We start from the raw sequence: 19,742 nt of genomic DNA on the forward strand, positions 1-19,742 counted from the left end.
GCTGGACGCGGTCGAGGCGGTCTCGAGGTGCTGCTGTACGAGCTCTGTCAGTGACTCTTTGGGCATCGGTTCTCCTCATCAGTGAGTGAACACTCTGGATCACACGCCTGCGGGTCTGGCTGGTGCTGTCTAGGCTAGCCAACAATCCTCACGGACACGTCCGGGTCTGCGCCGCCACCACCCGCCGCATCTGCCTGACCAGCGGACGCACACAACTGCGCATGGAGTGTGCACGCACGCCGGTGCCGCATGAGAACCAGACGCGCGCCTCTGCCGCCCTCCGCACATTGGGCCGGTGACGAGAAGCTCTTCCAGGAGTACCGTTTGCCTCTCGTCCACGTCGGAAGGTCGCAGGGTGAGTCGAAGGTCCGGCAGCGCGGGACGTCGAACCCGGTCGATCGCCTGTGCAATGAGCGCCGTTGCCCTCCTCAGCGGTTGCCAGGTCTCAGCGCCTGTCATCGAGGTATGGGTGGGAACGGATGATCGAGAACTGCAAGTAACCGTCGATTCGTGCAACCGTGAGCCGGAAGTCACCGTTGTGGAGACGGCCGAGGAGGTACTCCTTCAGGCACGCGTCGACCGCTCCTTCGCGGTGGCGACCAACGACTGTGCCGACGGCGCAATCGTGATGCTTGAGGAGCCCCTCGGGAAGCGTCCGGTGATGGACGAAAGCACTGGAGCGCAGTTGACCGTTCAGAAGACCGGCTAACGCTTGCCAGGGCCAGTCCACCTGGTAGGCAGCGCAAAGCCGCGAGAAGCACCCGCCCGGGACCCTTACTCTCATGCCGCTGTGATCGCGTAGCATCCGACCATACCGCCGGTCGCTCGTGCCGAAGTGCGGGTGACGCTGACTACTGGTACGCGATCACCTGGGGCAGCCTTGTCCGTTTCGGTTTCACTCGCACTGGTCGCATGCTCCCGTGGCAGGGAGTTCGACGAAGTGAACCGGGCAGGTCTTGACGCTGGCAGGCGCAGCACGGTCGGTGGCAGACCGAGCCCTTGGCGCTCGACTCTGTTGCGGTGCGGTGGAGAACTCGATGATGACGTACTGGTCGTACTCGCCACGACTTCCCGGGAAAGCACGAGCCGTCAGGTCAGGAGGCAGGTCGACGTCGCGGTCAACAGCGAGGTGATGCAGATGGAGGTAGAGGGGGACACGTGAGGTGCCTGCGGCAGGCTTGAGTGCCCAGTAGCTCTGCCTACGATACGCGTGATCGACGCGTTCCGACACAGCATCCAAAACCCGCCGCAACGTCTCACGGTCCACATCTGTCCATTGGGGATTGCGTGCCAGAAACTCGGAACGCGTGATGCGCTCGGGACCGCTTCCACTCCAGTCCTTCATCTTGCCTACCCTACGATGGGGGCATTGGACTGTTCGAATCAGCCCGTGACTCCCTGCTCCAGCACCTCTGTGAACGCACCTAATTGCCGCAGGTAGGGACCGAACGGTCGGAGCTGAGAGAGCGCCCGAACGCGTGGAGGCCGACCCTCCACAAGCGGCTAGGCTGTCGCCGAGTCGCGCCTGGCCTTCCGCGCGGCCCGCATCGCCCGCTTCTCCTCGGGCTGAACATAGAGGACGAGCACTGCCTCTTCAATCAGTCTCGCAACGTCTTCCACCTCATCTGCCGAATAGATGATGCCGGCATGAATGCTGTCGTTCCCGAGCATCCTCGCCTCGTGGAGATCCTGAATCAAATCGACGGGCAACTGACCCTGGAGGCTGTCGATCTTTGTGTAGAGGTCACGACCAGTGGCGTTTTGGTCCTTCACCAGCTCCTCGACGGTCGCGCGATACATTACGCCGGCCGCGCGGAACGCCGTGGCCCTCTCACAGATGCTCGCCTCGGCGAACAGGCTCCGCACCCCTGCAGGTGCTGCTTCGTGCAGCGTCCGCGGAGACTCGGACGGTGAGACCAGCGTGCGCCAAGTCTGAACTTCCTCCTCCCCGCCAGCCTCATCCGGGGGTAGTCTGGCCTCGGTTTCCAAAACGATCACTGACTTCTTGCAGTGCAGGCACTCCAAGATCATGACGCCGGTGTGCACCGGGTCGTTGGGGAACTCTCGACTCGTCGCCGAGCCCATGTGCGAGTAGAAGTGCGGTGAGGCGTAGTTGAGCGAATGGACAACTTTGAAAGAGCTGTCCCGCTTGTGCCAGGGACAGAATCCCACCCCATCCTTGAATAACATGCGTGTACCCCTTACGTCCGATCATCTGTTGGCCATGATGATCATCGCAGAGCATGCCGACTTCCCGGTGAGTGGCGGTGACCCGAGGAGTGGCCTGCTGCGATCCCCTGCTGGGCAGGGCACTCATCTGCCGCCGGTCGGTCGTCCGGCCCAAGCAGCGTTCGAAAGCGATGCGCAGCACGGTCCCGGCGGCGCATCCCGCGAGCGTGCCACACTTCTACTGACGCCGTGGGTCAGGCTCGGCCGATGGAGGTTTCGCCGGTGACCAAGAGTATATTCAGTGCAATCTCTGCATCGGGGCTAGCCGCCCTCTTTTTGACGGGGTGTCAGACCGACGGTGAGGATCCCCTCGTCGAGGCGGGGCGCGTCGCTCTCGACGATGCAAGGATTCCCGACGGCTGGCTTCAGGGCACGACGCTGAGCGTGACGTCCGATGCAGATGCTTTTCGAGTGGTCTACACGCTTGCTCAGCCACGTGAGCATCTCGAGTGGCCGGAGGCGACCTGCGCCATTGAGCACGGGGAGACCATCACGGCCATCGAGTGGCTCATTTCAAGGGAGAACGAGATCGAGGCTATGTCGCCCGTGTGGGATGAGGTCTCATGCCTCTCTGGGTGACTCGGCGGGCGGGTCTCTGACAGTTCGCGGACGGGCGCGACCCCCTCGTTCTTGCGCGCTGTGGAGTGCGCGCTTCTGCCGCATGTACTCAATCCGGCTCAAGCCTGCCAACGTGCGCCGCGCGAGGGCGCCCCGATCGCGGCATGTTGCGTTACGGGAGTCCGATCATGGCTTTCCAACGCACGGCGTGCTCGCCGTGAGGGTCGATCATCCCGTCGGTGGGGTTGCTGAAGATGTGCCACTGGCAGAACTCGGGGCCGGGCTGGCCAAGCGGGCTCCAACGCTCGAGCAGGTCGGTCAGACTGGAGGCCATGCGGTAGCCGTTCCCGGCGTCGGTGAGCCCGTGAGCCTCTAGGTAGATGACTTCACCGGCCCGCTCGGGGTGCAGATCGACGGCCAGGTAGTCACCGTTTCCTACCGCGCAGATGGGCAGCGTCTCGCGCCAGGGCTGACCGGCTGCGTCCCCCGGGTCGGGAAAGATGATGTCGACGGCCTGCTGCCTGTGCTCGTTGAGCAGGGGTAGGTGATCCAGCCGGAACCACGTCGAGCCGCAGAAGATGTCGTCGAATGGGGCGGGGAGGTCCGCCCCGTCGGGCACCCACCAGGACCACTCGACCTGTCGTGTGATGGTCAGGAACGCCGTCCGCAGGCTGTCCGGCAGCGTGAATCCCAGCTGCAATTCGACCGCTGCCACCTCCGTCTCGGTCGCCGGCGCATGCACTTTCTTGTCCTTAACGTCCAACCCAAACCGCTCAAGTGGCGCAGCACACCCATCGAGTTGACGAACCAGCTCCCCATGATCCATGGACGCACGCTACTGCCGGGGCGAGTGCGCCTGTGCGGCGGCATGGGGCCGCGGTACCCCATGAGGTGGCCGTGGGCGGACTGCTGCCACGTCGACGTCTTTCCTTCTACTGTGGGGTCATGCTCGAGCTCAGCCAGCTTGACTTGGACGAGATCGCCACGGCTCTGTCCGACCAGACCGACTACGACCACCGGTGGCTGATCGACCCAAAGTCGGGGCAGGTGGCTTTCTGGACCTCGGACACTGGCCTGGACGGGGAAAACCCCGTGGACTTTGAGGACCTGGATCTCACGCCCATCGATCCGCTCCCGTCGCACGTCTGGTATCAAGACATGGCCGACTTCGCGGACCGGATCAGCGATGATGCTGCGGGACGCCGACTAGCACGAGCCATTGCAGGCAAGGGCGCCTTCCGGCGGTTCAAGAACGCGTTGTACGAGGAGCTTCCCCAGCTCCTACCGGCCTGGCACGCCTTCCGAGAAGCCCGCGCCAACAGGCGAGCCGTCGAATGGCTCGCGGATGAAAGTCTCATCCCAGAGGAAGACGCCGACCAGTATCGAGAGAACCACCCCGACCCCGACGTGCCCTAACCACGGAGTCACTCAGCGCCCTTCGGGGGGCGCACTCATTTGCCGCGTGGAGGACGGCTGCGCTCGTCCGACTTTGCCGCCGATCGAGTGGCCGGTTCGGCACCGTGTCTGCGCCGGCCCTGTGCGTCAGGATGGGGTGAGACGCCAGCCCTGCTGACGTTCGCACTGCACGAGGCGAGATCGGACCACTACTGAGATGACGATTAGGACTGCTAACGTCGGCGCCGATGATGGGGTCATGTTCCCTTGCGCTGATTAGCCGAAGCGGCGCAAGTTCACCGCGGAGTTCAAGGCGGCGATCCTCGCCGAGTACGACGCGGCTGAGCGTGGCGTGATCCCGCGCCGGGAGGGCCTGTACACCTGCTGCCACATCATCGAGTGGCGAAAGGCCGCCTCTGCGGGTGCGCAGGCAGGGTTGGGCGACAAGCCACGAGACCGGCCGGGCGGGGGGATTCAGAACGCACAGCCGAGCGTCTGGCCAAGGGGCAATACGCTGCGGCGGAGGCGGGTGCCAGCTTTGTGACAGGTCTGCGGGCGTTATTTGCTCACTCGTGCACGGGTCCGCAGCAAAATTGGGCCTGTCCACCGCGAGGCCCTAGTTCCCACCAGCGCCGTGACCTGCGCTGTTCAGGTTGCGTCCTGGTATCGCCCGGGAGGCGCCTTGCTCCAGAACGATCACGGCGAAGTCGCTGTCCTCCTCCACCGGGGCAACACGAGCACGTGTGGCGGCGCCGCGGACGTCCTGGCCTACTTCGGTCGGACGCACACTAGCAACGGACCGACCGGGGCCGTGAATGGTCGGCTCGAGCACCGGCGCGGCCCCGAGGTCAGGTTCCGCAATCCCATCAACATCGTCGCCCCAGCCCTGCTCGAAGCCGGCGGATTCGGACCAGAGCTACGCCCTGAATTGTAAGGAGCCCCTTCACCGCGTCCGCTACCGCTCGGTCGCGGACAACGGCGCCACCGACGCCGCACCAGCACTACGTGATGGGCAGCGCCCTGACGCACGCACATCCGAAGGACGCGGGACGGACCGCGCTCTCGCCTCGTGGGAAGGGACGCGTCGTCCACAACCCGCCAGTCTCGGCACGGCATCGTCGCGATCACGACCGAGTGAACGCAGTGACAACGCGACCACGCATCCGTAGAATGGCGGAAGAACCGACCGAGGGGTAGACATGCTGAACTTACCGGGTCCCGAACGGGCCAAGGCGCTTGACCCGTTTGGCAGGATCGACCTAGCCGACGTGGTGGCCTACCTGCGCACGGAACTTAGCGATGCGTCGACCTTGTCTGAAGACGAGCATGTGCAGTTCGAGTTGGGTCCTATCGAGCTCACCTTGGCAGTCCAAGTCACCAAGGAAGCTACTGCTGGAACCGAGGTTGGAGGAAAAATACGATTCTGGGTTCTCGACGCGGATGCCAAGGCGTCAGCGTCGGCGTCCGCCTCATCACAGACGACCCAAACCATCAAGCTCACGCTGTCCCCCGTCGATCTGAGGAACCCGAATCGCGACCCCGCTACCCCGGTTCGGATAAGGGGGCGACAGGCTCTGGGGGAAGCGTAGGAACCATGTCTCTTGCGCACACGCTACATAGACTTGCTTTCCCACGCAGGAGTCTACGCCTCAGTTGGAGGCCGCAATGAGTGAGGGATTGCAGGCGGAACGGGTGACTCAAATACTGGCGGAGACAGAGGAAGGACACTTCCGTGGTTCTGGCTACTTGATTAGCCAAAACCTTGTTCTCACCAGCGGACATGTTATTGCCGGCGCGAAGAGTATCAATGTTGTTGTGTTCTCCCCCGAACACAGGGAGGAAGTCATACCGGCCCTTTCGTGGCTTCTTTCTGATGAGGACGTCCCGCACTTCGGTCTAGTTATACTGCCGCACGTCAACGTCTCAAACGATGAGAACCCGCCATTCGGCAGACTGAAGCGGCGAGCCGCAGTACTGACCGCGGAGACCTTGGGCTTTCCATTATACAAGCTTCGCCCCATCGCGGGCAATGACAGCAATGACGAAACGGGGTCTAGCCGGGTACTGGTAAGAGACTCCCTGCATGTGCCACAAGGAAAAATTGCGCTCCTTAGCAACTTGCGCAACGGCACACTTGCCCTGAGTACAGGCGAGGAACCTACTTGGAGCGAGGGGGCCGACAACCCGTGGGAGGGTATGTCTGGTGCGCCCGTGTTCATTGCTGAACACATCATAGGTCTTATTGACTGTAGATACCCGGGTGAATCGCCAGGTACACTAACAGTTCGCCCCATCGAAGACCTCAAGTCAATGCCCAGCCACAATCTTGAGTTCAGTACCATGCTTGGTCTTCCTGCGGATTTGGACAGCCTCCCCGATATGACTCAAGGCAGCAGCAGGACGAGTGCTGTCCTTGCAGCCTACGCGCGTGACGTTAGAGCGATCGCACCAGAAACTCTTTTTGGACGCAGCTCTGAACTTGCGGACCTCGTCTCTTTCATCGCAAGCCACGAACAATATCTGTGGTGGCAGGCGGGGCCCTGGGCAGGGAAGACAGCATTCTCTGCAACCATCGCTTTCGATCCGCCGGGCGGCGTCGAAGTCGCCTCATTCTTTATAACGGCCCGACTTCCGAGCCAGTCGAACTCAGCCGCGTTCCTGCTTGCGATGATCGACCAGTTGGCTGGCATTGCGGATGAGGCCAGAGTTACTTTGGATTCCCGACCTGGTCAAAGAGGACGCTATTTCGCCTTAATTGAGGCGGCAGGAAAAGCGGCCGCAGCAAGACGGCATCGGCTCCTCTTGGTTGTTGACGGCCTGGATGAGGATCAAGGTACGGGTCAGGAGAGCATAGCCTCGCTGATACCGGAAGTCCTGCCGGACAACGTCAAGGTTCTTGTTACTAGCAGAGCAAACCCGGGGCTCCCCCAGGACGTTGGCGCGAAGCACCCTTTGAGAGACTGCCTCTCGCCCTCCTGGCCCGAATCTGAGTATGCCGCTGAGGTTCGAGATCGAGCGGACGCGGAACTGGGAAGAATTCTCAAGTACGCGGAACCAACAGAGATCGCCATTCTTCAGGCAGTAACAGTATCCGGCGGCGGCCTGTCTGTTCATGACATCTGTGCAATCACCAAGATGCCGCGGTGGGTGATTCGCGACTGCCTCACACAGTCATTCGCACGCTGTCTACGATCTCGCTCGCCGGTTCATTCGCCGGCCACCGGACCAGTCTTCCTCTTTGCGCACGATAAACTCAGGGAAGCGGCGGAGGAAGCCTTGAGCGACGACCTAGAAGACGTTCGTTGCAACTTGATCTCGTGGGCAGACGGGTACCGCGATGATCGCTGGCCGATGGATACTCCCGAGTACCTTCTGCGATCATATCCTCGAGTGCTGGGAACGCACCTTCGAAAGAACGATACCGTTTCCATCGTTATCGACTTAGCGCGACACGAGCGCATAGTCTCGCGGACGGGGTCGGGGCTCTTATCGATGTCCGAATTGGCCGAGGCAGCAAGACTGCTAAAGTCAGACCATTCCACAGAGTCCGTGGCCGCTCAACTCGCCGCAGTCGGAATGGAGGATTTCGTGCGACAGTCCGACATCCCCGACATGCTGGTTGACGTGATAAAGGTTCACGCACTGCTGGGGGAGTTTGGACCGGCGGAGGGGAGGGTTTATTACCTTGGGACGATGTTGGAGCGCCTAGACGGCATGCTCGCCATTGCCGAAGCGGCAGCCGAGAACTCGGTCGTCTGGGCAAGGGAGTTGGCCCGAGACGCGTCTACCCTCATGCACACTGTGCCAGACGGGACGACGCGAAATCTGCTCCTACATCGTTTTGCGGTTCTGCACGCGCGCCTGGGGGAGGTCGAGCTGGCTAAGAGACGGATCCTCGAACTTTCCTCTCCCGAGCTGAGAGCCCGATGCGCGGTCGAATGCGCAGCTGGGAGTCATAGGCTGCCAAGCGATACCGTAGCGGACCTAAAGTCGGAGATTCTTTCCGAGCTTTCCGCCCGCAGCAGTGTCGAGCTTGGTGCAGCCTCACTGGATGCCTTTGGGGTCGACTTCATCAAGGCCGCCGGAGTAGAAGTTGCCACTCTTGGACGACGGATTGTCCAGTCACTACCGCACCCGCAGGCTGTCATGGCTCTCTCCCGCGCAACGCCTGTGTTCGTCGCTAACGGGAAGGCTTCCATTATTGAGGAGGGAGTGTCCATCTTGGGAACTTCGCGAGCAGCCGCCAGCGCAGCAATTGGACTAACTGCCGCGTATTGGGCCGCGGGGGATCAGGAGCAAGGCCTGAAGTGGAGGAGGGACGCGGAAGCGCTGCTGCGCAAAGAATCATCCGTGGTGCCCAGGTTTCGACTGCTCGGAGAACTGTCGGTCGTAGACGCTACGTGGCCTGCATTTTCTGCGGACGTCTCTCAAGGGTTACGACGGCACATCCTTTGGCTGCAAGATCGGCTCGGAGAGGATCGACCGGATGTCAGCGCGATGCTTGCGCTAGCGGAGACCGAAGGGACGACATTCAGGGATCACGCCAGCGAACTCGTTAGCAGGGCTGAATCCATTCTGCGGAAACGAAACAGGTCGCCCCACGTAAGCCGCGCTCACGCTGCTCTCTTGACAGCTTTCCTGTCAAATGGGGACACTGCTCAGGGAGTGCGGGCCGCTTGGGCTGCACCTGTCAATGACCGCGACCGCCTGTTAGAGCGGGTCTTTCGTTGGTCCGTGGACCATGACGACCTTGATAGCGCACTCCGCGCCTTGCCCAGAATGTCGTCAGGAGTGAGAATCGTTGAGGTTCTGGCGCCCGCTTTGGAGTCACTGCTGGATCAAAGGAAGTGGAGTTTTGTCCTCAGTTTGCTTGCGGAGGTTCAACGCATCAATCTGCCCCTTGAGGATACACTGGTCATTGAATTGTTCAACAATGCCATTGCGGATGATAGGACGGACGTGGCCACTGCAGCGGTCGCGTTGCGCGCGCAACGAGCGGCGGAATTTACTGACTTGCTGTTCATTGCTGACATGGTCACCGTGCGCGGTCACAGGGAGGACGTGTTGGCCATCGGTAGTCGACTGCGGGAGCTCACGAGGCACGGCCATGGCGGGGTTGGAGGGCTGGAAGGGCTTATTCGATTCGCAGCCCAGAGCAAGCAGCAGTTCTTACTACGGGGTCCGGACGATCCTGCTCTGGAGTCCCTAGTGACGTCGATGTTCGAAGTTGCCCTGCCGTTGGTCCCCGGCAAGGACGGCACCCAACGTGGTGACCATCTTGGAGGTCTCTTGAATAAGATTGCAGGCGACTTTCCAGGGCTCGATCTCTCTGAGGAACTGAACGTAGCGGCAAGCAGAATCGGTTGGAATCCCCGACTTCCGGGCTCGCTTTGGGCCCCCGGGCAGCCACGCCTAGCCGGCGCACTACCGGGAGATGAGGTGCAACGGATCGGCGCCGCACCCCAAAGGGCCGGGGGTGGGATCGCCCCCCCTCGCCCCCCTCTATACGACCCAGAAGTTGGGGACCACATTGAGGACCAAGGCACGGCAACTGCACAGGCACTCGAGATCTCAAGGGAACGCCCCGAGCTCTTGTCCCGAGTACTTCTCGTGTTGGAGGGACAAGCCATCGATTGGAACCTCGGGGGCTCCTAGTGGATCGGCCAGGGCCATTCTTGCATCACTTCGGTACCAGTCTTAGGTCGGTGCGCGGGATGAAGGGCACTTGACCCCAGTGGTCGGGACTGCTGCACGGGTAGGTGACATCTGTGACGGCTTCGAGGTGTCGCTGGAAGGGATGTGACCCGCTCCTCCGCGAGCTGGCCGGCGACGGGGGCCCCGTCACGGTGACGTGCCGGGTGCTGAGGATCGCTCGCCAGTCCTACTACCGGTGGCTGGCCAACCCGGTCACCGAGGCCGAGCTGGTGGCCGCCTACCGCCCGACGCCCTGTTCGACGCGCACCAGGACGACCCAGAGTTCGCTTCGAATCGCGCCAGCACGCATCCGCATTTCTCTGGTGGGCCAAGGACAAGTCGTAGCCCGACGCTACTGGCGGCAGCGCCGAACGTCCGCGCAGGCGGCCGTGATGCTCACTCTCATGCCGCAGGTCGCTCGCGTCAATTGGGTGTGATGATTCGCGGAACCTTCCCACCTGGACGTCACGGGACTGCTCACCCGGCGCTGGGGGCAGGACAGTTCAGGCGGTATCGAGGTAGCTCGAGAGCGCTTCGCGGACGACGGCGTCGGGCGACTGCCCATCTTTGGCGGCTCGCTCGTCGATGGCGTCCAGCAGATCCTCGGGCACCAGCTGAACCCGATGGAAGTGCGGATTCGGCTCGGAGGGGCGGGTCTTCAGGTCGTGGCCGGCCTCCGCTTCCTGGACCAGGTCGGCGACCTGCGCATCCGTGAGTCCGGGCACGCTGTCAGTGATCTCATAACTCATGCGTGTGCCCTCCTTTCGGGTAGTACCGCTTGCGCAACTTCATCGCGTGGATGACAACCTCGGCACCATCATCCCCTGCCACCGTGACGATCTCCAGTGGTCTGGCCGATCCGTCCACACCGACGTAGAGCCACCTGTCCGGGTCTTCGCCGACCTGAGTGCGTTGCCAGGCAGTGGCGACGGCGAGCGCGATGTCCGACGGCGTGCATCCGTGCTTCAGCGCCGATCGGAGGATCCTCACGAGATTGAGTCTGGCAGGAGCCACCGACACGGACGCACGCGCCCAACGGCAGCTCGGATCCTTCGCGCTTCCACTCTCGGCGCCTTTGACAAGGCTGTAGCCAGCCGCGCGAATCTCCAGCGCCATGTGGTCGCTGGCGTAGGCCGTCAGTAGGCCGTCACAGGTTCAGAACATCGTCTCTCTGCTGCGCTAGCTAACGACGTTTGTGCAGGTCAGCACCCTACAGGTGTCGACCACCTACCCCCTGGACGCCCTTTTAATCCGTAGGTTGTGGGTTCGAGTCCCACGGGGCCCACCTCAGCGTCTTTGCAGGTCAGGTCATCTGTGGCCCCTACCGGGTGGGCCCGTCACGAGGATGGGCACGCGGGCAGTCACGCCTGTTGCGGCGTGAGCAGCGGCTCGTCGTCGAGGCCAGCTGCCCCTGCAGGAGATGCGGCACGGCGGGGCCAGGCCCAGGCGGCGCGCAGGATGAACGCCAGGATCAGCACCTCGATCCCGATGTGCAGGCCGTAGTAGAAGGCCCAGTCCCAGGACGCCCCTGCGGCGTTGAACACCATGACGGGGACGTAGAGCGATGCCACGACGAGGTTCGTGGCACGGTTCACCCGCGCGGGCAGCGCCATGGAGAGCATCACCATCAGGGCCGGGATCCCGATCACCACGACAAAGATGGTCATCAACGCCGGGGTGATCTCGAACTCGAAGACGCCGCCACCGCGGATCTGGTCGATAGCGCCCGGCTGGTAGAGGTGGAAGTAGTCGATGTAGATGACGAAGAACATCAAGCTCGTCCAGGCCGCCGCAAGTTTGGCCTGCACGGGGATCGGCGGGTTGTCGAGAAGGCTGGGCGTGCTCGTTCGGGTGGTCATCGGTTCTTCCTTTCAAGAAGGGGGGGGTCCGTTCGCCGGGGTTGGCGCCACGTCTGAAAGTGCGTCGCACGGCTTGAGTCGTCTCGTCGGCCGCCACCACGTCAGCCCCGCCTGCGGATGAGCCGTACGCCGCTGCTCAGGAGCCAGACGAGCCACGCGGCCAGGCCCAGGACCCCGACGAACACCAGGGGCGAGCCATCTGCGATCGCGAGGTTTCCGGCGCCGGCCAGGATGAGCAGGCCGCCGCCAGCCGCGCCGAGCAACCGCTGCCACGGTGGGGTCAGCCCGCTGGCGTGGCCGGCAAACGCCGCACCGATGAAGGTCGCCCCGAGCGCGGGTAGCGAGAGCGCCCAGGTCGCGGCGTGGAGCTGCCAGAGCAGCTCGAAGGCGGGGGTCGGCTCCGTCAGGCCGTCCGCGGCGAGCACGACCGCGGTGTGCGTGGCGATGACGAGGGCGGATATCGCCGAAAGCGTCGCTCCGGCTGCCACCGCGAGCCGCGACCAGTCCGCCCCTGCACCGCCGCGGCGCTGCACGAGCCCTTGCAGTCCCGTGAGGAACAGCAGGAGCAGCGGCAGGTTCAGGGCCTCCAGACCCACGGCGATCTCCACGGCGCCCCGGTTGGCGGCATGGTAGGCGAGGACCTCACCAAGAGGATCGCCGTAGGTGGGAGCCGCCGTGCCGTCGCCAAGGCCGAGGAGCTGGGCCACACCACCCACGAACATCGCGTTCTGCACGATCACCGACGCGGCGTAGGCGAGCGCGACACCGCCGACGACTCGCGTCGTGGAAACCCGGTCCAGGACCTGCCGGTCCCCTCGCGCGGTGAGTTCTGCTTTCGGGGTCCACACGTCGTTGCTCCATCGTCAGTCGGGCGGCGGGTTGTCGGGCAGGTACGGGGTGTTGGTCCGGTTCGTGCCGTCAGAGGGTGACGACGACCTTCCCTCGGGTGTGGCCAGCCCCGACGTAGCGGAGGGCGTCGGCTGCCTCGTCGAGGGGGTAGGTGCGGTCGATGACCGGCGTGACCTGCCCGGTCGCAAGGAGGTCGGCCAGGGTGAGCAGGTCCTGGTGCTTCTCGACCGACGTGAAGGGCCTCAACCGCTGACGGGTGAACCAAGACAGCACACGCGCCTTGACGATCCGACCGAGAGGGCCGAGCCAGCGACCGCCGTGTCCGCTGTTGGGGATCAGGGTGCCGGCGGGCGTCAGCGCTCGGCGGACAGCCGCCAGGGGCTGGGCCTCCACGTTGTCGAGGATGACGTCGTAACGCTTCTCGGTGCCGGTGAAGTCAGTCCTCGTGTAGTCGACGACATGGTCGGCCCCGAGGGACCGGACCAGGTCGGCGTTGCGGGTGCTGCACACACCCGTCACCTCGGTGCCGAACGCCTTGGCGATCTGTACGGCGAAGGAACCGACCCCGCCCGATGCGCCTGTGACCAGCACCGTCTGTCCTGGCCGAACGCTCGCGACGTCGCGCAGGGCCTGCAACGCCGTCATGGCCGACGTGGGCACGGCTGCTGCTTCCAGGACCGACAGGCTGGAAGGCACGGGCACGAGGTGATCCGCCGGGACGCAGGCATACTCCGCGAGCGTCCCAGCGGTGCTCCAGCCGAACACCTTCTCACCGAGTCGGAGAGCGGTGACGTCCTCCCCGACCGCTGCCACCACGCCCGCGAGGTCCCGGCCGGGGATGCCGTGGCGGGGCCGGCGCAGCCCGAACACCAGGCGCAGCACGTACGGCTTGCCGGTCATCACGAAGTAGTCGCCGGGATGGACCGAGGCCGCGCCCACCCGGACGAGCACATCGCCTGGGCCGGGTATCGGTAGCGCGACCTCGGACGGCTCGAGCACGGAGGGTGGGCCGTAGCGGTGCTGGACGGCGGCCCGCATCGTCGTCGCCCGGGCCGGACTCGTCCCCGGCACCCCGTGTGCCGTGGCACTCGATGGCTGTTCGGCTTCCACAGAAAGCTCCTCACGTGCTGGATAGGTCAAGTTCGTACATCGTACGAAGTCAGTCGTACGATGTACTGTCGACGTACACCGTACGATTGTCAAGGACCACTCAAGCTGGTGAGGAGATCTGTGGCTGCGAGGAGACGACGCCAGGTCGCATCAGAGACGGGCTTGAGCAAGCAACGGGTGGTGCTCGAGGCGATCCGGCTCGCCGACCGCGAGGGGGTGGACGGGCTGAGCATGCGCCGGCTGGCTGGTGCGCTCGGTGCGGGCGCGATGTCGCTCTACCACTATGTGGCGAGCAAGGAGGAGCTGCTGGACGCCATGATCGACGCCATGTTCGCGGAGATCGAGCTCCCTCCCGAGCAGACCGACTGGCAGTCGGCGATGCGACGCCGGGCGGTATCCACTCGACAGGTCCTGGTGGAACACCCGTGGGCGAACGGCCTGATGGGGTCGCGGACAACGCCCGGGCCGGCGAACCTGCGCCACCACGAAGCGGTCACGGCCTGCCTGCGCAGGGCCGGCTTCTCGGTCGCGATGGCGACGCACGCCAACTGGCTGCTCGACAGCTACGTCTACGGGCACGCCCTGCAGGAGACCAGCCTGCCCTTCGACACCGCCGACGAGCTCGCGGACCTGGTCGAGGACGTCTTTCTGCCCCAGCTTCGACCGGAGGAGTTCCCCTACCTCAACGAGTCCGCAGCGGAGCTCCTCGCGGTCGGCTACGACCCGGCAGGGGAGTTCAGCTTCGGCCTCGACCTCATCCTCGCCGCCCTCGAGCCACTGAGAGCCTCTGCCTAGCTGGGCGTCGGGTACTGCGCGGCCTCGCCAGGCGCCTCGCGGTCGGCCTGCGCCGCCCGGTCCCGCACAGAAGGCGCGCAGCGCCGAACCGCAGCCCGGGAGACGAGAGACCCTGCCGGCGAGGCCGCTTCGTCGGTGCCCATTGCGCCGGCGGCCGGACCGGGACAGGATGGGCCACCCAGGCGGAGCGGCCGTTAGCCCTCCTCGGACCGACTGATGAGGCAGCATGACGACGGTACGCGCGGCGATCACCCAGACGAGCTGGACGGGTGACAAGGAGTCGATGCTCGACAAGCACGAGCAGTTCGCCCGGGACGCCGCAGCCCAGGGTGCCCAGGTCATATGCTTCCAGGAGCTGTTCTACGGCCCGTACTTCGGCATCACCGAGGACGTGAAGTACTACGACCTCGCAGAGGCGGCCGACGGTCCCATCGTGCAGCGCTTCGCAGCGCTCGCGCGCGAGCTCGGCATGGTGATGATCCTGCCGATCTACGAGGAGGAGCAGCCAGGCGTCTACTACAACACCGCCGTGGTGGTGGACGCCGACGGCGCCGTCCTCGGGTGCTACCGCAAGCACCACATCCCGAACCTCGACAAGTTCTGGGAGAAGTTCTACTTCCGCCCTGGCAACCTGGGTTACCCCGTGTTCCAGACCGCCGTCGGGCCCATCGGTGTCTACATCTGCTACGACCGGCACTTCCCCGAGGGCTGGCGCGAGCTCGGTCTGGGCGGGGCGCAGATCGTGTTCAACCCCAACGCGACCAAGCCCGGCCTCTCCAACCGACTCTGGGAGATCGAGCAGCCTGCGGCTGCGGCGGCCAACGGGTACTTCGTCGCCGCCCCCAACCGGGTCGGTCGGGAGGACAACGAGTACGGCGACCTCGCGGTGACCTTCTACGGCATGAGCCAGTTCTGCGACCCCCAGGGCAACCTCGTCGGGGACTACGGCTCGGGCGATCACGAGGAGGTGGTGGTTCGCGACCTGGACCTGGACATGATCCGTCAGGTGCGCAACGCCTGGCAGTTCTACCGCGACCGCCGCCCTGAGTCGTACACCCTGATCCCCAAGCCGTAGACCCGTTCCGTCGAGAGGGCACCCCATGGCCACCACACTGATCTCCGGCGGTACCGTCGTGAGCGCCACCGGGCGGGCCGCGGCCGACGTGCTCGTCGACGGTGAGACCGTGCGGGCGCTGCTGCAGCCCGGCAGCCCGCTGCTCGGTGCGGACGTCGCCGCCTCCGTCGACCGCGTCATCGACGCGACCGGCAAGTACGTCATCCCCGGGGGCATCGACGGGCACACCCACATGCAGCTTCCCTTCGGCGGCACCGAGGCCTCGGACACCTTCGAGACGGGCACCCGCGCGGCAGCCTGGGGCGGAACGACGACCATCATCGACTACGCCGTGCAGACCTACGGCCAGCGCATCCAGGACGGCCTGGCCGCGTGGCACGAGAAGGCCGCCGGCAACTGCGCGATCGACTACGGGTTTCACCAGATCGTCGGCGACGTGACGCCGGAGTCCCTGATCGCCATGCGCGGCCTGCCCGACGAGGGCGTCACGAGCTTCAAGATGTTCATGGCCTACCCGGGGGTCTTCTACTCCGACGACGCGCAGATCCTGCAGGCCATGCAGGTCTCCCGGGAGACCGGGATGCTGACGATGATGCACGCCGAGAACGGCCCGGCCATCGACGTCCTGGCCCAGCAGCTGGTCGATGAGGGCAAGACCGACCCCTACTTCCACGGCATCGCCCGGGCCTGGGAGATGGAGGAGGAGGCCACCCACAGGGCGATCATGCTCGCCAGGCTCACCGGCGCCCCGCTCTACGTCGTGCACATGTCGGCCAAGCAGGCCGTCGCCCAGGTCGCCTGGGCCCGCGACCAGGGCCAGAACGTCTTCGGCGAGACCTGCCCGCAGTACCTATACCTCTCCCTGGAGGAGCAGCTCGGTTCCCCCGGCTTCGAGGGCGCCAAATGGGTCTGCTCGACGCCGTTGCGCTCCCGGGCGGAGGGGCACCAGGACGCCATGTGGCAGGCCCTGCGCACCAACGACCTGCAGACCGTCGCCACCGACCACTGCCCCTTCTGCATGAAGGACCAGAAGGAGCTCGGGCTGGGCGACTTCCGCAAGATCCCGAACGGGATCGGCTCAGTCGAGCACCGGATGGACCTCATGTACCAGGGCGTCGTCGCGGGTCACATCACCCTGGAGCGTTGGGTCGAGCTGACCAGCACCACGCCGGCGCGGATGTTCGGGCTGTACGGCACCAAAGGTGTCATCCAGCCCGGCGCGGACGCCGACATCGTCGTCTACGACCCCGCCGGGCACACCTCGATCGGCTATGACGCGACGCACCATATGAACATGGACCACTCCGCCTGGGAGGGCTTCGAGATCGACGGCCACGTCGACACCGTGCTCTCGCGGGGCAAGATCATCGTCGACGGGAACTCCTACCTCGGCGCCAAGGGTGACGGCCGGTTCCTGCGGCGTGACCTCAGCCAGTACCTCGTCTAGAGAGAGCGGAACCCGGATGGAGTTCGGAGCGGTCCTGCAGACCAACCCCCCGGCGTCGCGCACCATCCAGCTCGCGAAGCTCGCGGAGGTGCAAGGTTTCAGCCACGTCTGGACGTTCGACTCGCACGTCCTGTGGCAGGAGCCGTACGTCATCTACAGCCAGATCCTGGCGCAGACCCAGCGCATCAAGGTCGGGCCGTTCGTCACCAACCCCGCGACCCGCGACTGGACGGTCACGGCCTCGGTCTTCGCGACGCTCAACGAGATGTTCGGCAACCGGACCGTCTGTGGCATCGGCCGCGGTGACAGCGCCGTGCGTCTCACGAACGGCAAGCCCACGACGCTCACCGAGCTGCGAGAGTCGATCCACGTCATCCGGGAGCTCGGCAACTCCAGGTCTGTCGACTACAACGGCTCGAACATCCGGTTCCCGTGGAGCCGGGGCTCCCAGCTCGAGGTCTGGGTGGCGGCCTACGGTCCCATGGCCCTGAAGCTGGCCGGCGAGGTCGGGGACGGCTTCATCCTGCAGCTGGCCGATCTCGACATCGCCGAGTGGATGATCAGGACGGTGCGGGAGGCCGCGGAGGCTGCAGGGCGGGACCCGCTGTCGGTGAAGTTCTGCGTCGCGGCACCGATGTACGTCGGGGAGGACTGGGAGCACATGCGCGACCAGTGCCGCTGGTTCGGGGGCATGGTCGGCAACCACGTGGCCGACATCGTCGCGAAGTACGGCTCCGACGGCGCCGTGCCGCAGGCCCTGACCGACTACATCCGCGGCCGGGAGGGATACGACTACAACCAGCACGGCAGAGCGGGCAACACCCACGCCGACTTCGTTCCCGACGAGATCGTGGACCGCTTCTGCGTGCTCGGCACGGCCGCTCAGCACATCGACAAGCTCCAGCAGCTCGCCGAGCTCGGCGTCGACCAGTTCGCCGGCTACCTCCAGCACGACAACAAGGAGGAGACGCTCCGCGTCTACGGCGAGACGGTGATCCCCGCGCTCACCGACCCCGTCTCGGCCACGGGGTGACCGCCCGGGTGGCATACCCCGCCACCCTGGTGGTCGGCGCGGGCACGGCGGTGAGGAGCGGGGACAGTCTCAGGTGGTCGACCGACCGGTCCCGCGCGTGAAACGGTCGGCCCACAGCTTCCACTGGCACAGGGTGAGAGCCATGAAGACCCCCGTGCCGGCGACCGCCGCGGTCTTCCTGTGCTGATGGCTGGCGACCATGGCGCCCACGAGGGATGCGCTCGCCAGGCTCGACAGGGCCAGGGTCAAGGGCTCGGACGTGGGGTCCCGTGTCCAGGACTCCTCACCCAGGATCGCCCGCGTCGCGAAGGACGACACGTCTCGGGCCGGTGGTGTCATCACCGGGTTGACCGCGAACCACACCCCGATGGGCACGTACAACCCCCAGCGCCGGTTCCACAGGGGCACCAGGAGCAGAGGTGCGCTCAGGAGCCTCGACCAGGCGCTGAACGGATGAGCGTGTCGTCGGAAGAGGAGGGTGTAGGAGCTCTGCCCGGTAGCCACGCGTCCAGCCTGACACCGCCATGCCGTCGGCGACAGAGCAAGGAGCGGGTCGCCGGCGGTCAGCAGGGCCACCGGGCTGGCCGCAGGGTCCACACTGGTGGCCTGGAGAAGGCGGAGGGCCATGTCGACGTTCGTTCCGGGAGCCGAGCTGAGCCGGCGGTTGTACGCGGAGGTCGTGCGGCCCCTCCTGAGCACGTGGTTCCCGGACCTGCCGCACTCGGCGGCGTTGCTCGGCCGGGGGTCGGAGGTGCTCGGCTTCGATGACGCGATGTCGACCGACCACGACTGGAAACCCCGGGCCCTGGTCTTCCTGGCCGAGGAGGGCGAGGCGCGCCACGGCGCAGCGGTCCGGGAGGTGCTGCAGCAGAACCTTCCCGCGACCTTCGCCGGTCACCCGACCGCCTGCGAGGTCCACACCGTCCGCAGCTACATCCGGCAGGAGCTGGAGCTGGACATCACTCTGGAGATCGAGCCACCCGACTGGCCGACACTGCCGGAGAGCGGGCTGCGCATGCTCACCTCGGGAGTCGTCTTCCACGACGAGGTGGGCCTGCAGGCTGCGCGGGACCGTCTGTCCTCCTACCCCCACGACGTCTGGCTGTACCTGCTGATCGCCGGTTGGTGGCGCGTCCACCCCGAGATGAACCTGGTCGGCAGGGCGGGGTCCGCAGGCGACGAGCGCGGCTCCTCGCTCATCGGGCTCGTCTGGTCGGGGACCTCATGCGGCTGGCCTTCCTCATGGAACGGCGGTACGGCCCGTACTCGACGTGGTTCGGGACGGCCTTCTCGCGCCTGGGGTGCGGCCCGGAGCTCACCCCGGTCCTGCGGGACGTCGGGCGCGCGGAGTCCTGGCAGGACCGCGAAGCTGCCCTGACGACGGTCTACGAGAGGCTGGTCCTGATGCACAACGCGCTCGGCCTCACCGCTCCCGTGGCACCTGAGGTCGTGCAGCTGTGGGACCGACCCTTCAGGGTCGCCTGGGCCGACATCCCGGGACTGCTCCACCCCTTGATCCATGACCCAGCGGTCCTGAGCATCGCGCAGAGATGGCCGGTCGGACCCGTCGACCAGTTCCGCGAGCTGTACTGGCCACCGAGGAACCGTCCCCTGCTGCGGCGCCTCTTCGACGAGCAGGATGCAGGCCAGTTGCGGGACCTATCGAAAGTCGATACCATCGAAGAACGATAGGGATGG

General features: G+C 65.1%; 20 protein-coding genes and 1 pseudogene. 12 read left to right on the top strand and 9 right to left on the bottom strand.

Annotated features, from left to right (window positions below; translation table 11 throughout):
• Positions 1-409: 409 nt before the first annotated feature.
• A complete protein-coding gene (locus D4B81_RS15540; RefSeq protein WP_122263608.1) occupies positions 410-709 on the top strand; it encodes a hypothetical protein in 300 nt (99 codons plus the stop codon).
• Positions 710-895: 186 nt separating this feature from the next.
• Here D4B81_RS15540 and D4B81_RS18220 read toward each other — a convergent pair whose 3' ends face one another.
• Together D4B81_RS18220 and D4B81_RS15545 are read right to left on the bottom strand one after the other, a co-directional pair.
• On the bottom strand, positions 896-1,345 hold the full coding sequence (locus D4B81_RS18220; RefSeq protein ID WP_161965206.1) for a hypothetical protein: 450 nt from the start codon (positions 1,343-1,345) through the stop codon (positions 896-898).
• A gap of 158 nt (positions 1,346-1,503) precedes the next feature.
• Positions 1,504-2,190 carry a DUF4145 domain-containing protein gene (locus tag D4B81_RS15545; RefSeq protein ID WP_122263609.1) on the bottom strand — a complete coding sequence of 229 codons (687 nt, stop codon included), beginning with the start codon at positions 2,188-2,190 and terminating at the stop codon, positions 1,504-1,506.
• Positions 2,191-2,436: 246 nt separating this feature from the next.
• Here D4B81_RS15545 and D4B81_RS15550 point away from each other — a divergent pair, with 246 nt between their 5' ends.
• The gene (locus D4B81_RS15550; RefSeq protein WP_161965207.1) at positions 2,437-2,808 is read left to right on the top strand and encodes a hypothetical protein; all 372 of its coding nucleotides are present in this window, start codon (positions 2,437-2,439) and stop codon (positions 2,806-2,808) included.
• 151 nt (positions 2,809-2,959) lie between these two features.
• Here D4B81_RS15550 and D4B81_RS15555 read toward each other — a convergent pair whose 3' ends face one another.
• Positions 2,960-3,613, bottom strand: coding sequence for an SMI1/KNR4 family protein (locus D4B81_RS15555; protein ID WP_122263611.1), 654 nt, complete (start codon positions 3,611-3,613; stop codon positions 2,960-2,962).
• A gap of 119 nt (positions 3,614-3,732) precedes the next feature.
• Here D4B81_RS15555 and D4B81_RS15560 point away from each other — a divergent pair, with 119 nt between their 5' ends.
• The 4 genes and pseudogenes from D4B81_RS15560 (at position 3,733) to D4B81_RS18230 (ending at position 9,837) form a co-directional block, all read left to right on the top strand.
• The gene (locus D4B81_RS15560; protein ID WP_122263612.1) at positions 3,733-4,203 is read left to right on the top strand and encodes a UPF0158 family protein; all 471 of its coding nucleotides are present in this window, start codon (positions 3,733-3,735) and stop codon (positions 4,201-4,203) included.
• 730 nt (positions 4,204-4,933) lie between these two features.
• A pseudogene (locus D4B81_RS18965) lies at positions 4,934-5,116 on the top strand (ISL3 family transposase); the annotation flags it as partial.
• A gap of 265 nt (positions 5,117-5,381) precedes the next feature.
• Complete coding sequence (locus tag D4B81_RS18225; RefSeq protein WP_161965208.1) at positions 5,382-5,771, top strand: trypco2 family protein; 390 nt, start codon at positions 5,382-5,384, stop codon at positions 5,769-5,771.
• A 76-nt stretch (positions 5,772-5,847) separates the two neighbouring features.
• A complete protein-coding gene (locus tag D4B81_RS18230; RefSeq protein ID WP_161965209.1) occupies positions 5,848-9,837 on the top strand; it encodes a P-loop domain-containing protein in 3,990 nt (1,329 codons plus the stop codon).
• A 542-nt stretch (positions 9,838-10,379) separates the two neighbouring features.
• On the opposite strand, the gene D4B81_RS15575 is transcribed toward D4B81_RS18230, so the two are convergent.
• The 5 genes from D4B81_RS15575 to D4B81_RS15590 all read right to left on the bottom strand — a co-directional run bounded on the left by D4B81_RS15575 (position 10,380) and on the right by D4B81_RS15590 (position 13,655).
• Positions 10,380-10,625 carry a ribbon-helix-helix domain-containing protein gene (locus D4B81_RS15575; RefSeq protein ID WP_122263614.1) on the bottom strand — a complete coding sequence of 82 codons (246 nt, stop codon included), beginning with the start codon at positions 10,623-10,625 and terminating at the stop codon, positions 10,380-10,382.
• The gene (locus D4B81_RS18235; RefSeq protein ID WP_161965210.1) at positions 10,615-10,866 is read right to left on the bottom strand and encodes a hypothetical protein; all 252 of its coding nucleotides are present in this window, start codon (positions 10,864-10,866) and stop codon (positions 10,615-10,617) included. Before D4B81_RS18235 ends, D4B81_RS15575 begins: the two co-directional genes overlap by 11 nt.
• A gap of 371 nt (positions 10,867-11,237) precedes the next feature.
• Positions 11,238-11,735 (bottom strand): DUF6326 family protein, encoded by a 498-nt coding sequence (locus D4B81_RS15580; RefSeq protein ID WP_122263615.1) that lies wholly within the window; start codon positions 11,733-11,735, stop codon positions 11,238-11,240.
• Positions 11,736-11,836: 101 nt separating this feature from the next.
• On the bottom strand, positions 11,837-12,583 hold the full coding sequence (locus D4B81_RS15585; RefSeq protein WP_237566043.1) for a hypothetical protein: 747 nt from the start codon (positions 12,581-12,583) through the stop codon (positions 11,837-11,839).
• A gap of 70 nt (positions 12,584-12,653) precedes the next feature.
• Positions 12,654-13,655 carry an NAD(P)-dependent alcohol dehydrogenase gene (locus D4B81_RS15590; RefSeq protein WP_237566044.1) on the bottom strand — a complete coding sequence of 334 codons (1,002 nt, stop codon included), beginning with the start codon at positions 13,653-13,655 and terminating at the stop codon, positions 12,654-12,656.
• 159 nt (positions 13,656-13,814) lie between these two features.
• Here D4B81_RS15590 and D4B81_RS15595 point away from each other — a divergent pair, with 159 nt between their 5' ends.
• The 4 genes from D4B81_RS15595 to D4B81_RS15610 all read left to right on the top strand — a co-directional run bounded on the left by D4B81_RS15595 (position 13,815) and on the right by D4B81_RS15610 (position 18,044).
• Positions 13,815-14,489 (top strand): TetR/AcrR family transcriptional regulator C-terminal domain-containing protein, encoded by a 675-nt coding sequence (locus tag D4B81_RS15595; RefSeq protein ID WP_122263617.1) that lies wholly within the window; start codon positions 13,815-13,817, stop codon positions 14,487-14,489.
• 226 nt (positions 14,490-14,715) lie between these two features.
• Positions 14,716-15,564: a nitrilase-related carbon-nitrogen hydrolase gene (locus tag D4B81_RS15600; protein WP_122263618.1), complete on the top strand. Its 849-nt coding sequence runs from the start codon at positions 14,716-14,718 to the stop codon at positions 15,562-15,564.
• Positions 15,565-15,589: 25 nt separating this feature from the next.
• Positions 15,590-17,011 (top strand): dihydropyrimidinase, encoded by a 1,422-nt coding sequence (gene hydA / locus D4B81_RS15605; protein WP_122263619.1) that lies wholly within the window; start codon positions 15,590-15,592, stop codon positions 17,009-17,011.
• 16 nt (positions 17,012-17,027) lie between these two features.
• Positions 17,028-18,044, top strand: coding sequence for a TIGR03842 family LLM class F420-dependent oxidoreductase (locus D4B81_RS15610; protein ID WP_122263620.1), 1,017 nt, complete (start codon positions 17,028-17,030; stop codon positions 18,042-18,044).
• A gap of 69 nt (positions 18,045-18,113) precedes the next feature.
• Here D4B81_RS15610 and D4B81_RS15615 read toward each other — a convergent pair whose 3' ends face one another.
• Positions 18,114-18,548: a DUF6653 family protein gene (locus D4B81_RS15615; RefSeq protein ID WP_161965211.1), complete on the bottom strand. Its 435-nt coding sequence runs from the start codon at positions 18,546-18,548 to the stop codon at positions 18,114-18,116.
• Positions 18,549-18,669: 121 nt separating this feature from the next.
• On the opposite strand from D4B81_RS15615, the gene D4B81_RS15620 reads away from it, so the two are divergent.
• A complete protein-coding gene (locus D4B81_RS15620) occupies positions 18,670-19,422 on the top strand; it encodes a DUF4037 domain-containing protein (protein ID WP_237566046.1) in 753 nt (250 codons plus the stop codon).
• Between the two features lie 26 nt (positions 19,423-19,448).
• Positions 19,449-19,736: a hypothetical protein gene (locus tag D4B81_RS18970; protein ID WP_237566047.1), complete on the top strand. Its 288-nt coding sequence runs from the start codon at positions 19,449-19,451 to the stop codon at positions 19,734-19,736.
• Positions 19,737-19,742: the final 6 nt, after the last annotated feature.

This window comes from Ornithinimicrobium cerasi (assembly GCF_003702705.1).
Taxonomy (GTDB): Bacteria; Actinomycetota; Actinomycetes; order Actinomycetales; family Dermatophilaceae; genus Ornithinicoccus; species Ornithinicoccus cerasi.

What these genes read in the sequence shown, in the direction of transcription:
- D4B81_RS15540 (WP_122263608.1), top strand. Translation starts at nt 410, where the DNA reads ATGAGCGCCGTTGCCCTCCTCAGCGGTTGCCAGGTCTCAGCGCCTGTC.
- D4B81_RS18220 (WP_161965206.1), bottom strand. Translation starts at nt 1,345, where the DNA reads ATGAAGGACTGGAGTGGAAGCGGTCCCGAGCGCATCACGCGTTCCGAG.
- D4B81_RS15545 (WP_122263609.1), bottom strand. Translation starts at nt 2,190, where the DNA reads ATGTTATTCAAGGATGGGGTGGGATTCTGTCCCTGGCACAAGCGGGAC.
- D4B81_RS15550 (WP_161965207.1), top strand. Translation starts at nt 2,437, where the DNA reads ATGGAGGTTTCGCCGGTGACCAAGAGTATATTCAGTGCAATCTCTGCA.
- D4B81_RS15555 (WP_122263611.1), bottom strand. Translation starts at nt 3,613, where the DNA reads ATGGATCATGGGGAGCTGGTTCGTCAACTCGATGGGTGTGCTGCGCCA.
- D4B81_RS15560 (WP_122263612.1), top strand. Translation starts at nt 3,733, where the DNA reads ATGCTCGAGCTCAGCCAGCTTGACTTGGACGAGATCGCCACGGCTCTG.
- D4B81_RS18225 (WP_161965208.1), top strand. Translation starts at nt 5,382, where the DNA reads ATGCTGAACTTACCGGGTCCCGAACGGGCCAAGGCGCTTGACCCGTTT.
- D4B81_RS18230 (WP_161965209.1), top strand. Translation starts at nt 5,848, where the DNA reads ATGAGTGAGGGATTGCAGGCGGAACGGGTGACTCAAATACTGGCGGAG.
- D4B81_RS15575 (WP_122263614.1), bottom strand. Translation starts at nt 10,625, where the DNA reads ATGAGTTATGAGATCACTGACAGCGTGCCCGGACTCACGGATGCGCAG.
- D4B81_RS15580 (WP_122263615.1), bottom strand. Translation starts at nt 11,735, where the DNA reads ATGACCACCCGAACGAGCACGCCCAGCCTTCTCGACAACCCGCCGATC.
- D4B81_RS15600 (WP_122263618.1), top strand. Translation starts at nt 14,716, where the DNA reads ATGACGACGGTACGCGCGGCGATCACCCAGACGAGCTGGACGGGTGAC.
- hydA (WP_122263619.1), top strand. Translation starts at nt 15,590, where the DNA reads ATGGCCACCACACTGATCTCCGGCGGTACCGTCGTGAGCGCCACCGGG.
- D4B81_RS15610 (WP_122263620.1), top strand. Translation starts at nt 17,028, where the DNA reads ATGGAGTTCGGAGCGGTCCTGCAGACCAACCCCCCGGCGTCGCGCACC.
- D4B81_RS15620 (WP_237566046.1), top strand. Translation starts at nt 18,670, where the DNA reads ATGTCGACGTTCGTTCCGGGAGCCGAGCTGAGCCGGCGGTTGTACGCG.
- D4B81_RS18970 (WP_237566047.1), top strand. Translation starts at nt 19,449, where the DNA reads ATGCACAACGCGCTCGGCCTCACCGCTCCCGTGGCACCTGAGGTCGTG.